The 12,074-nt window shown below is 49.9% G+C and carries 8 protein-coding genes and 1 pseudogene; 3 read left to right on the top strand and 6 right to left on the bottom strand.

The features are described from left to right. Positions 1 to 174: 174 nt before the first annotated feature. Entirely contained in the window at positions 175 to 3,249 is a 3,075-nt protein-coding gene (gene amt / locus P2G53_RS08315) for an ammonium transporter (protein WP_275816102.1), read from the bottom strand. Positions 3,250 to 3,551: 302 nt separating this feature from the next. Beyond that, positions 3,552 to 4,388: a hypothetical protein gene (locus tag P2G53_RS08310; RefSeq protein ID WP_275816100.1), complete on the bottom strand. Its 837-nt coding sequence runs from the start codon at positions 4,386 to 4,388 to the stop codon at positions 3,552 to 3,554. Between the two features lie 188 nt (positions 4,389 to 4,576). Between P2G53_RS08310 and P2G53_RS08305 the strand changes: the two genes are divergently transcribed. Next, on the top strand, positions 4,577 to 4,888 hold the full coding sequence (locus P2G53_RS08305) for a hypothetical protein (protein WP_275816097.1): 312 nt from the start codon (positions 4,577 to 4,579) through the stop codon (positions 4,886 to 4,888). Between the two features lie 87 nt (positions 4,889 to 4,975). Here the strand turns inward: P2G53_RS08305 and rpsA are convergent, their stop codons facing one another. The 3 genes from rpsA to P2G53_RS08290 form a co-directional block, all read right to left on the bottom strand. Next, positions 4,976 to 6,655, bottom strand: coding sequence for a 30S ribosomal protein S1 (gene rpsA / locus P2G53_RS08300; RefSeq protein ID WP_275816095.1), 1,680 nt, complete (start codon positions 6,653 to 6,655; stop codon positions 4,976 to 4,978). A gap of 199 nt (positions 6,656 to 6,854) precedes the next feature. Then, positions 6,855 to 7,634, bottom strand: a complete 780-nt coding sequence (locus P2G53_RS08295; protein ID WP_275816093.1) for a hypothetical protein — start codon at positions 7,632 to 7,634, stop codon at positions 6,855 to 6,857. Between the two features lie 36 nt (positions 7,635 to 7,670). After that, positions 7,671 to 9,851 carry a carboxy terminal-processing peptidase gene (locus P2G53_RS08290; RefSeq protein ID WP_275816091.1) on the bottom strand — a complete coding sequence of 727 codons (2,181 nt, stop codon included), beginning with the start codon at positions 9,849 to 9,851 and terminating at the stop codon, positions 7,671 to 7,673. Positions 9,852 to 9,904: 53 nt separating this feature from the next. On the opposite strand from P2G53_RS08290, the gene P2G53_RS08285 reads away from it, so the two are divergent. Both P2G53_RS08285 and P2G53_RS08280 read left to right on the top strand, forming a co-directional pair. Next, a complete protein-coding gene (locus P2G53_RS08285; RefSeq protein WP_275816089.1) occupies positions 9,905 to 10,432 on the top strand; it encodes an FKBP-type peptidyl-prolyl cis-trans isomerase in 528 nt (175 codons plus the stop codon). A 14-nt stretch (positions 10,433 to 10,446) separates the two neighbouring features. Beyond that, positions 10,447 to 11,730 (top strand): M18 family aminopeptidase, encoded by a 1,284-nt coding sequence (locus P2G53_RS08280; protein WP_275816087.1) that lies wholly within the window; start codon positions 10,447 to 10,449, stop codon positions 11,728 to 11,730. Positions 11,731 to 11,791: 61 nt separating this feature from the next. Here the strand turns inward: P2G53_RS08280 and P2G53_RS08275 are convergent. Then, positions 11,792 to 11,927, bottom strand: a pseudogene (locus P2G53_RS08275) (IS3 family transposase); the annotation flags it as partial. Between the last annotated feature and the right edge of the window lie 147 nt (positions 11,928 to 12,074).

Below are 12,074 nucleotides of genomic sequence, written 5' to 3'. Positions count from 1 at the left end.
GGGGAATGCCTGCGCAACTCCCGATATGAGGATCCCTGAATGTAGGTACTGAATTGCATCAAGTTCACCCTGAAGATGTGGATGCATTTTGCTGGTGTATCCCTACTCAATCGGTATGGATCAGAGACAATCTGCTCATTAAAGAAGATTTAATCGACTACGTGATCGAATAATCTAGTCGGTGTCGATTTCCACTATTGTTTCACTGTGTTCACTATCTGGATCGAGAAGAATAGAGATCTGGTCCGGTAGCAGCGGCTTGTAGAAGTAATAACCCTGAAAAATTTCACAACCCAGTGTCAGTAGTGTTTCCAATTGCGCTTTAGTTTCCACCCCTTCCGCTACGGTTTGCAGATTGAGGCTGCGCGCCAGATTTATGATGGTGGCGCAGATCTCACCGTCCTCCTCCTTGCTGGCGCATTCCTCAACAAATGACTGGTCGATCTTCAGAATATCCAGCGGTAGCCGCTTCAGATAATTTAGCGAGGAGTAACCGGTGCCAAAGTCATCGATAGAGATGCTGATATGCAGCTTTTTCAGCTGTTCCATGACCTCAATGCAGCGTTCAATATCCTGAATCAGTACGCCTTCGGTTATCTCAATCTCCAGCAGCCTTCCGGGTATGGAGAAGAGGCTGAGTTGCTGTTTGATAAATGGTAACAGAGCATCAGATATCAGGTGGCGCCCGGAAATATTCACTGATATTGGGAGTAGGGGGAGGTGTTGCTCTCTCCAGTTGGATAGCTGCTTCAGGGATTCACTGATAACCAGCTCTCCTATTTGAATGATCAGGTTGCTCTCTTCAGCGATAGGGATGAATTCAGCCGGTGAGATAGGGCCTTTTTGAGGGTGGTTCCAACGGATCAGTGCCTCGAAGGCAACTATCTCGTCAAGTTTGACCTTCGGCTGGTAAACCAGGTGGAACTGATGCTCCTCTAAAGCTCGTTTAATCATGTTTTCGTATTCGACCGACTTAGTGGTGCGCTCGGCCATGTAGGGTTCAAATATCTGATAATTATCCCGCCCACCGAGTTTGGCGGTGTACATGGCAATATCCGCTTCCTGAATAAGCTGGTCAGCCTCGGTTTGACCGTGTTCAGATACAGCGACTCCGATACTGGTCGGTATATTGAACTGCTTTTCCGCAAGCTCCACCGGCACGCGCATAATATCCAGAATGCTCTGCGCTTTGTTGCGGATCAGTTCAGGATGAAGATTGCCGCAGATGACAACGATAAATTCATCACCGCCCCAGCGGGCAATAATGTCGCCCGGACGAGAGACGGAGCTGAGGCGGCGAGCAACCTCGCAGAGTAACTCATCGCCGGCTTTGTGACCCAGGGTATCGTTAATCTTTTTAAACTTATCCAGATCCATAAACAGCAGCGCGATCACTTGCTGGGTATTTTGTGCTATCAGAATCTCCTCTTGCAGTCTCTTCATGAGGTGAGCGCGGTTGGAAAGACGGGTGAGGGGATCTTTATAGGCTAAAAAAGTGAGGCGAGATTGCAGTTTTTGATCCCGGGTTACGTCACGTATATGCAGGGTGAACTCAGTGCGTGATTCCTCAGACATGCGGGTACTGGTGATGGTAACCTCGGCAGGAAACTGGTGCCCTGATACTCTTCTCAGTGTGAGCCTGTTCCGTCGATTAAGTACCGGTCCGTTGGCTGCACTGAAAAACTGCTGCAGACTGTGATTGAACTGCTGTCGATCTTGTTCAATTACAAAAAACTCTACAAAGTGCTTCCCTTGGATATGTTTTTTCAGACAGCCCAGTGTCCTCTCTGAGGCGGAGTTAAACTCGATCACCCGACCTTCCCAGTCAATAGATATGATGCAGTCCATAGATGAGTCGAGAATTGCTCCCTTGCGTCGTTCGCTGGACTGATATTGGTCAATTGCGTTATCCCGTTCATGGATTTCCAGATTGATCCGCTCGATAACCTCGTTGTACTTTTTAGCGATTTGACCGACTTCGGTAAAGGGTTCCACTTTAACCGGGGTGGTAAATTGTCCATGGTTCTGTTGCAGTTCCATATCACTTAACAGGTCAATCAGCTCGGTAGAGGCGCGGTGTTCGGTGACATTCAGTCCCTTCATCTCATCGTTAGGCGTAACGCGAAGCGGTATAAAACGGTTAACGATGCGCAGTAACAGGTAGCTAAGGCCGAAGCTATAAAGGCCGATTATGGTTATTGAAAATAACTGGACGCCGAACTGCTCCAAACGGCTGAGGCCAGAGCTTAAGAATTCCGGATGACTGAATAACGCGAATGCAAGGGTGCCCCAGATACCGGAGAGTAGATGTGCAGGTATTACGTAGAGAGCATCATCGACGCGTAATCGTTCTATCAATTTGGTGCCGTAGAAAAGAATTACTCCGGCAATCATGCCAATCACGCTAGCTGCCGAAGGTGATACCGCATGACAAGCTGCAGTTATACTCACAAGACCCGCGATAATGCCGTTAAGTATATAGCTGACATCAATAAATTTTTGTTCAAAATAATGCAGGGTTGAGGCAATAAAGCCACTCCATACGGCCGCTAGACAGGTGTTGAGCAGTATGGTGGGAACCTGCTCAGTCAGGTGAAGCGCGCTGCCACCGTTGAAGCCGAACCAGCCAAGCCAGATAAGCAGGGTGCCCATGGTGGCCATCGGTAGGTTATTACCGGAGGGAAAGCGGACATTGTTCTGATAGCGCCCTATTCTAGGGCCGATGACCAGTACTGCAGCCAGTGCGATCCAGCTACCAACGGAGTGGACGACAGTGGCACCGGCAAAGTCCACGAATCCCAGGCTTTCAAGCCAACCCTGGTTTGAGGGGTTATAAAGGCTGGCCCAGCTCCAGTGTCCTGTGATCGGATAGATAAAAAGACATAGAATAGCAGTCACCAGAATGTAGCCATTAAAGGTCATTCTTTCCGCTGTTGCACCAGAAGTGAGCGTTGCGGCTGTGCCGCAGAACATCATCTGGAATAGAAAGAAGCAGGTCTGAAACGCGTTGGCATCGTCGCCGAACAGGAAATTATTGCTTCCGGTAAGACCGCCGATGCTGTTTCCGAACATCAGTCCAAAGCCTACCAGCCAGAATATGCAGATAGATAGAATGAAGTCAGAGATGTTCTTAGCTGCGACGTTAATACTGTTTTTGCTGCGAATACGCCCGCTTTCCAGACAAAGGAAGCCAGCCTGCATTAAGAAAACCAGCAGTGCAGAGATGATAAGCCACAGGTAATCCAGCATTCTTACTTCTGCCTTAGATTTGAAGCCAGCCCGGATGGGCTTAAGCCGGTTATTAAATCCATGCAATAATTAAGCCTTTTTAGTCAGGACAGGTAGTAATTACTTCTGCTTGTCCAACTGCAGCTTGATCAGATCACCGATAGTGGCCGGGCCAGATACTTCAACCCCGTCTTCCTCTAGGACAGGGTGAAATGCAGGTTGATGCTGAACCTTTCAACTACAAGAGGGCAGGATGGTGAGAATTTCATATGTCTCTCGTCCAAGTAAAAGTATTTGAGCTGGAGCTGATCCAGCATTAAATTTTATGCTGCGTTTGACTTCTTTTTTCGACGTCCGGATGGACTGCGGGGTTTCGGTGATAATGGATTGTGGCTGGCAAGCTCCTTCTGCAGGTAAGGTAATATCCAGTCGGCGGTATTGATGCCGCCCCGTGACAGGCCCTGATTCCCAAACAGTCGGTTAAATTCGATGACATATGGGTGATCGCCTACCATGGCGATATCAAAACCCGCGTGGTTGATGCCCAGCGTACTGCACAGATGTTTCACCAGTGTCTCTGCCGCAGGTGGGATGATCCCTTCCAGTACTTCGCCACCCCGGGCAATATTGTTATGGAAACTATAGGGAGATTGCATGCGCCAGTAACCCCGGACGATCTCCTCGCCCAGCACAACAATCCTCAAATCCCGGTCAATAGGCAGGTATTCCTGCGCATAGAGTACATCGGCTTTTGCGCAGTACTCCCGCCACTGTGAGCGGTCTTCAATCAGGAAAACACCTTCGCCCATGCTACTTTTTACCAGCTTGGCCACAAAAGGCAGTGTCATCTGATCCCAGACTATCTCAGCGTTTTCCGGGGTATTGGACTTGATCAGCGTAAAAGGGGTGTGAGTTGGTGCGACCAGCTCAAAGGCACGGGTCATCTCAATTTTATTATGCCCAAGCAGGTAACTGGGCAGGCTAGGGAAAATCCGTGCTTTCAGACCAAACACCAGTGAATTAATCAGCCAGTAAGGTGGGTAGAGTACCCAGTCAGCAGTGGCAATGGTCTGCTGGTGCAGCAGCATGGATTCAGGTTTTAAAACAGTATGGGGCGGGAAGTGCAACGTTCGAAGCGGGTCAAACGAAACTAGTTTCATACACAACTTTCAGGTGGCCAAGGATGCGCAAATATAGAATTTTGCTGTTTTTTTGGCAATGGGATTGTGAGCACGTTAACTGAAAAAACTGTGCTGTTCTCATGTTTGATTGATATGACGACCGGGTCGAAATGGCGCGCCAAAGTGTCTAGACTGATGTGACAATTTAAGCCCTGAGGAAAGCGAGAATGGAATCACTGGAAATTAAAAAACTAAGTGCTGGCAGTGTTTATAAGCTGATATTTATTGGCTCACTGTTGGGTATGTTGCTGGTTACACTTTTTTTCGGGGTGCTGGGTGTCCTGGGAATGGAAACCGTGAGTTGGAATGGCCAACCGGTGACAGGCTTTAAAGCGTTGCTGGTTGCGCCCATGATTGGCGTGATGATGTCTGCGTTGTTCACAGCCATTTTTGGATCTGTCATCGTGCTTGGATTGTGGCTTTATGCCTTTTATCGGCCGCTGACGTTGTATGTCTTTGAAAACAAAGATCAGACCTGATTCCTGATCAGACAATAAAAAACCGCAGCCGTCGCCGACTGCGGTTTTTTTAATTCAGCGGGCTGCAAAGCGGCCCGTGAAAAGATCTTACTTCTGGTTGTCCAGCTGCTGCTTGATCAGGTCACCGATAGTGGTCGGGCCAGATACTTCAACTTCAGTGTTACGTACAGAAGCGATAGCTGCCTGCTCTTCTGCCTGCTCTTTAGCACGGATAGACAGAGCGATACCGCGGTTACGACGATCAACGTTAGTGATCTTCGCTTCAACGCTGTCGCCAATGCTCAGAACGGTAGAAGCATCTTCAACGCGATCTACAGAGATCTCAGATACTTTCAGGTAGCCTTCGATACCTTCACCCAGTTCAACAGTTGCGCCTTTAGCGTCAACGGCAATGACTTTACCGTTTACGATGGTGCCTTTGTCGTTGCTGGCTACAAACTCAGCAAATGGGTCGCTTTCCAGCTGTTTGATGCCCAGAGAGATACGCTCTTTCTCAGCATCGATAGACAGGATAACGGCTTCAACTTCTTCGCCTTTCTTGAACTGACGCAGCGCAGCTTCAGCATCGGCTTCCCAGGTGATGTCGGACATGTGAACCAGGCCGTCGAGATCATCCTGCAGACCAACGAAGATACCGAAATCGGTGATGGTCTTGATGGTGCCAGTTACTTTGTCGCCAGCAGCGAAAGATTCAGCGAAAGAAGTCCATGGGTTAGCAGTGCACTGCTTGATACCCAGGGAGATACGACGACGCTCTTCATCAACGTCCAGGATCATTACTTCAACTTCATCACCGATCTGAACAACTTTAGATGGGTGGATGTTTTTGTTAGTCCAGGACATTTCAGAAACGTGTACCAGACCTTCAACGCCGTCTTCGATAGATGCGAAGCAGCCGTAGTCAGTCAGGTTGGTTACACGAGCGTTGCACTTGGCACCTGCTGGGTAACGTTCTTTGATCAGCGCCCAAGGATCCTGGTGCAGCTGTTTCAGACCCAGGGAGATACGGCCGGAGTCTTTGTCGAACTTGATGATCTTAACAGTGATCTCGTCACCTGGGTTCAGCATCTCAGATGGGTGAGAGATACGTTTCCAAGCCATGTCGGTGATGTGCAGCAGACCGTCAACACCACCCAGATCGATGAAGGCACCGTAGTTAGTCAGGTTCTTAACGAAACCTTTAACTTCCTGACCTTCTTCCAGCGCAGCCAGCAGCTCGTCACGCTGTGCAGAGTTAGCTTCCTGCAGAACGGCACGACGGGATACAACGATGTTGTTGCGCTTAGGATCCAGTTTGATCAGTTTGAATTCCAGCTCTTTGCCTTCCAGGTGATCAACGTCGCGTACTGGACGCACGTCAACCAGAGAACCTGGCAGGAAGCCCTGGATGTTGTTGATGCTGACAGTGAAACCGCCTTTAACTTTACCGCTGATGTAACCTTTAACGGTTTCTTCAGCATCAAATTTGGACTGCAGAACTTCCCACGCTTCAGCACGCTTGGCTTTTTCACGGGACAGACGGGTTTCACCGAAACCATCTTCAACCGCTTCCAGAGCAACTTTAACGTCGTCACCGATTTTGATTTCAAGCTCATTCGCGTCGTTCAGGAACTGAGAACGTGGAATGATGGCTTCTGATTTCAGGCCGGCGTGAACGGTAACCCAGTCGCTGTCGATATCAACGACTTCGCCCACAACCAGTTTGCCTGGAGTCATGTCCAGAGACTGAAGGGATTCTTCAAACAGATCTGCAAAGCTTTCGCTCATGAATAAGTCCTATAAAAAGGCTACGAAGATCGCAGCACTTCTGCCTGCAATGACCGGCTTGCAGGGTTGGTTGTTTTTCCTGCCTGGGGGCCAAAGGCCGGAGTCACCCCAGACTGGATATAAAATGAGCGCGCATTATACAGAATTCCGGCACAGAAAACAGTGTTAGGGCAATATGAAGTGGAAATTTTAGAGGGATTTAGCCGGGCTGACGCAGATCGGCCAAACTCAGCTCCAACTGGCGCTGACAGGGTTGAGTGACGGTGTTGAGGTCTTCCTTTAACTGAGGGCTCAGGCGGGTTTCACCGGATTCATCGCTCATGTAGGCGGTGATCTGTCGGGTTTCATCGGCCGAGTTGGCGGCGATCTGGATACCATCACCAACACAAAAGGCATAAACCGCCAGCTCCTGCTCAACAAATTTTTCCCGCTCGGCATCGGTGAACATGATCCGGTTGTTACGAATCACGTCGTGATATTTTTTGCTGGCGGCTGCCGCCATCGCCTGTTGTTCCAGAGTATTGAAACGGCGGGCATCCTTGCTGTTTTGCAGCAGTTTGATCATTTGCTGCTCTACAGCGGCTCGCTGCTGCATGATACTCAGCGGAGCAAAGTGTTCATTCAGGCGTCGATATTCCCTCAAATCTGCAACCTGAGCTTTAAGTTCATCAATTTCAGATTGGAGGAGTTTTTTATCTTCGATCAGCCGTTCGTTATCGCGGATCAGTCCACGGATAACACGTTGTGCCGGAGTGAGTTTTTCTTCACCAAAGGTTGGAGGAAGCTGTTTAGTGCCCAGAACGCCTACGCTCTCTTCAAACCGACTGCTGGGTAAGACCTTGAAACCAAATTCGGCAAACTGTTCGGTGTTTTCACTGTGCTGATTTGTAAGCGTGTTAAAGGCGAAATAGCCAATAACCAGCAGCAAAATCAGCACAAATGGAGCCAGAACGATAAGTATGACTGTTCGTTTGCTCAAAACAGGACACCTTCAATGGGCAATAACATTGAAGAGTTAATCGGCACTCGCGGCAGAATACTTTAAGGTCAGATACATCAGGTCGATCAAAATGCGTCCGCTTTCAGCCAGCATGGCTTCTGCCTCCGGATTGATGGGTTTGCCCTGCGCATCGGTTTCTAAAGATTCGGTTAACTCGGTCAAGCTCTTAAACAGTGGTAACTGTTTAGCCGCGCGACGACGGTTTTCGGCTTCGAGCTGCCAGCCTTCCATTTCGTCTCGTTGCTGTTTTAGAGCCGATTCCTGCAGAGGAACCAGTGCATCTTCAGCTTTTAGTTCGTCCAGATGCGCAATCTGTTCACGCATAAACTGGAAATCAGGATCTTTAGAAGTACGCTCTTCATAGCGTGCTTCCAGTTCAGTGATGAACGGGCTGATCTCAATATAATTGCCATGCGGGGCAGAACGTACAGTGTCCCAGTCCAGTGCCTGATCCAGCGCACTTTCGCCAATAATTTCGGGGTCGTACAGGGTCGGGAAGCTGATATCCGGGTGTACACCCCGGTTCTGGGTACTGTCACCTGAGATGCGATAAAACTTGGCATTGGTCAGTTTAAGCTGGCCGTGATCCAGTGGCAGCAGGGTCTGAACCGTGCCTTTACCAAAGGTCTGGCCACCAATAATGATGCCGCGGTTGTAGTCCTGAATGGCACCGGCAAAAATTTCGGAGGCTGATGCTGAAAGCCGGTTGACCAATACCGCCATCGGGCCGTCGTAGGCGAGCTTCGGATCGTGGTCACCCAGAACCTCAATGCGTCCGGTAGAGTCTTTAACCTGAACGGTAGGGCCACGGTTGATAAACAGACCTACGGTTTCGTTAGCTTCGCGAAGTGAACCGCCGCCATTGTTGCGCAGGTCGATGATCAAACCGTCAATGTTTTCGGTTTTAAGTTCGTTGATCAGTTTTTCAACGTCCCGCGAGGTGCTTTTATAGTTGGCATCACCCTTTTGCAGGGCGGCAAAGTCAATATAGAAAGCCGGGATTTCGATCACACCCAGACGGAAGTCACGGCCGAAATGATTCAGCTCGAGCACTCGCTTCTGGGCAGACTGCTCTTCCAGCTTCACTTTATTGCGTACGATGCGTACCACACGGACCGGGGCATTTTCACGTTCCGGTGATTTGACCTGCAGACGAACCACGGTGTCCTTGGGGCCACGAATCAGGTCGACTACATCGTCCAGACGCCATCCCACTACATCCTCGAATTCGCCTTCATCACCCTGACCAACACCTACGATCATGTCAGAGGCTTTGAGCTGACCGGTTTTGTCGGCCGGACCAGCCGGTACCAGACGAACAATCTGGGTAAACTCATTTTCGCTTTTTAGTACTGCACCGATACCTTCCAGAGAAAGGCTCATGTTGATCTGGAAATTCTCGGAGCTGCGCGGAGAAAAATATTGAGTATGCGGATCAAATTGCTCGGTAAATGCGTTGGCAAAGGTCTGGAACACATCTTCAGATTTGATCTGCTCGGCACGTTGCTGCTGATTTTTGTAGCGTTTGAGTACCAGCTCACGAGCTTCTTCGTCGGTCTTGCCCGCCAGCTTAAGATTTAGTAATGCGCTTTTCACCCGGCGGTGCCAGAGCTGGTCCAGTTCGCTCTGGGTTTTGGCCCAGGGGGCTTTTTCGCGGTCGTTATTCAGGGATTCGGCGACGGTAAAATCAAAGCTTTGGTCGGATTCCAGCAAGGCGATGATTGCGGTCAGGCGCTCTTCCAGGCGTGACTGAAAACGGTTGTAGATCAGGTAAGCACCGCTCAGATCGCCCGCTTTGATCTGATCATCAAAGGTAGTGCGATAGACCTCAAACTCGTCAATATCGCTCTGCAGGAGATAACTTTTAGCGGGATCTACATCCTTCAGGTATTGCTCGAAAATTCTACCGGACAGCGCGTCGTCAAGGTTGATGCGGTTGTAGTGGCCCAGTTTAAGCGTGTCGGCAATTTCTACCAGTGTTGAGCTATGAATGGGTTTTGCTTCCAGCCTGGCCTGAGCAGCAGAGAAGGGCAGCAGACAGAGCAGAGAAACAACCAAAGACCGAGACAGCAAGGATGACATCATAGGCATAATAAACGACTGAGTTCCGAATAATTCGTGTTTAAGACAGAGGAAACCAGTCTGAGGTTCCCGATGCCACAAGGCAGCAACACCGCTGATTCTGAGTGTAGACATGGGGTTTACTGATGTAAACTGCAACCTCTTGTTAAGAAAAAGGTTGTTAGACAATGCTAAAAACCGGTGTAAAACGCTTAGGTTGCCTGGCTGGGATGGTACTGGTGTTACTGGCAGGTTGTGGAGAAAGTCAGGAGGATCAGGCATTTCGGCAACAGTTGAAAGATAAGGCATTGAATGATGAAACGCGTCAGCAAGGCACAGCCTTTCTGGCAGACAATGCAAAACAAGCCGGAATTCAGACCACCGCCAGCGGCTTGCAGTATCGAATTGAGGTTCCGGGCGAGGGGCCGCACCCGCATATCACTGATCTGGTAACGGTGCATTACGAGGGACAGCGCGTTGACGGGTTTGTTTTTGACAGTTCCTATCAGCGGGGTGAACCGTCGGTATTTCCGCTGAACCGGGTCATCCGTGGCTGGACCGAGGGTGTGGGCATGATGAATAAAGGCGCTGTCTGGACGCTGTTTATTCCACCGGAACTGGCCTATGGTGCGACCAGTCCATCAGACGACATTCCTGCCAACTCCACCTTGATTTTTAAAGTGGAACTGATTGATTTCGAACCGGTAAACCGTTGATCGAGTAAGACTGAATGACTGATTTTCTGACACAACTACAAGATTTCCTGGCGGCATCCCCCACGCCCTACCACGCAACGGCCAATATGGCAGCAAAGCTGGAGGCTGAGGGTTTTACCTTTTTGCCGGAGGCGGCGGAGTGGTCGATGCAACCGGGTGGTCGTTATTACACCACCCGCAATGGTTCCTCTATTGTGGCCTGGACACTGCCCAAAACCGCAGCATTGGAAACTTCAGGCCTGCGTATGGTGGGCGCGCACACTGATTCTCCCTGCCTTAAAGTCAAACCGAAACCAGAACTGTGGCGTTTGGGATATCAGCAACTGGGTGTTGAGGTGTACGGTGGAGTGCTGCTGAATCCGTGGTTTGACCGGGATTTGTCGATGGCAGGTCGGGTCAGCTACCTGAACGGAGCGGGGCAGCGCTGCCAAAGTCTGATCGACTTCAAACGCCCGGTGGCGGTGATTCCGAGTCTGGCAATCCATCTGGATCGAGAAGCTAACAAAAAACGCGAAATAAATGAGCAGACCTATCTGCCGGTGATACTGGGTCAAAGTGATTCAGCGCATGACTTTAAACAACTGCTGATTGATCAGCTGCTGGCCGATGGATTGCAGGATGTAGACTCGGTGCTGGATTACGAAATTGTCCTCTATGACACTCAGCCACCGGCACTGGTTGGACTGGATCAGGCCTTTCTGACGTCGGCCCGTCTCGATAACCTGCTGAGTTGTTTTGTTGGCCTGACTGCCTTGTTAAAGGCAGACAGTGATCTGGGCACTTTGCTGGTCTGCAATGACCATGAAGAGGTGGGTAGTCTGAGTGCCTCTGGCGCTCAGGGGCCAATGCTGAAACAGGTGATTGAACGTATTCTGCCTGATCCGCAGCAGCGCGCGCGCATGCTGGCGACCTCTATGCTGATCTCAGCTGATAATGCCCACGGTGTGCACCCCAACTTTGCCGACAAACATGATGAGAATCATGGCCCTCTGCTCAATGCCGGGCCAGTGATCAAAATCAACGCCAATCAGCGATATGCGACCAACAGTGAAACCAGTGCGTTGTTCCGCCATTTGGCGCAGCAGGAAGATCAGCCGGTGCAGTCCTTCGTTGTTCGCAGCGATATGGGATGCGGCAGTACGATTGGTCCGATTACCTCGGCGGAACTGGGTGTCAGAACCCTGGATGTGGGTGTGCCTCAGTTTGGTATGCACTCCATCCGGGAGATGGCAGGTGTGGAGGACGTACAGAGCCTGACCGCTATTCTGCGTCGTTTTTACACCACAGAAACACTGTAAACCAGGCGGAAAAACTAGGTTTTGATTGGGTTGATCTCATGACTGAGGCCATTGGCAGTGTTGGTGTATCTTGATTCCAATTTAGTTGGCCATACTTGCGAAGCCAAACCAATTCCGTAGAGCATCCCCTGGATGCCATAGCGTACTTGAGCTTGTCAATAAGTCAGTTCGCCGTGCTCTATCTGATAACCACAGATATTTTAAAGGCTAGGGGAATAATCGCGTTGTGTACGTTTAGATTTTGATTGCATAACACTTTCCAATTAAGTGATGGAAAAGTGTCAACGTTATTTAGGGTGGGACATTCCAATCAAAAAAGCCTCCTTATGGAGGCTTTTTTGTGG

It is taken from the genome of Neptuniibacter sp. CAU 1671, assembly GCF_029222905.1.
Lineage (GTDB): Bacteria > Pseudomonadota > Gammaproteobacteria > Pseudomonadales > Balneatricaceae > Neptuniibacter.
This window is presented reverse-complemented; position numbering and strand designations above follow the sequence as displayed.

Excerpts from the sequence above, each read along its gene's own strand:
- amt (WP_275816102.1), bottom strand. The coding sequence starts at position 3,249 with ATGCTGGATTACCTGTGGCTTATCATCTCTGCACTGCTGGTTTTCTTA.
- P2G53_RS08310 (WP_275816100.1), bottom strand. The coding sequence starts at position 4,388 with ATGAAACTAGTTTCGTTTGACCCGCTTCGAACGTTGCACTTCCCGCCC.
- P2G53_RS08305 (WP_275816097.1), top strand. The coding sequence starts at position 4,577 with ATGGAATCACTGGAAATTAAAAAACTAAGTGCTGGCAGTGTTTATAAG.
- rpsA (WP_275816095.1), bottom strand. The coding sequence starts at position 6,655 with ATGAGCGAAAGCTTTGCAGATCTGTTTGAAGAATCCCTTCAGTCTCTG.
- P2G53_RS08290 (WP_275816091.1), bottom strand. The coding sequence starts at position 9,851 with ATGTCTACACTCAGAATCAGCGGTGTTGCTGCCTTGTGGCATCGGGAA.
- P2G53_RS08285 (WP_275816089.1), top strand. The coding sequence starts at position 9,905 with ATGCTAAAAACCGGTGTAAAACGCTTAGGTTGCCTGGCTGGGATGGTA.
- P2G53_RS08280 (WP_275816087.1), top strand. The coding sequence starts at position 10,447 with ATGACTGATTTTCTGACACAACTACAAGATTTCCTGGCGGCATCCCCC.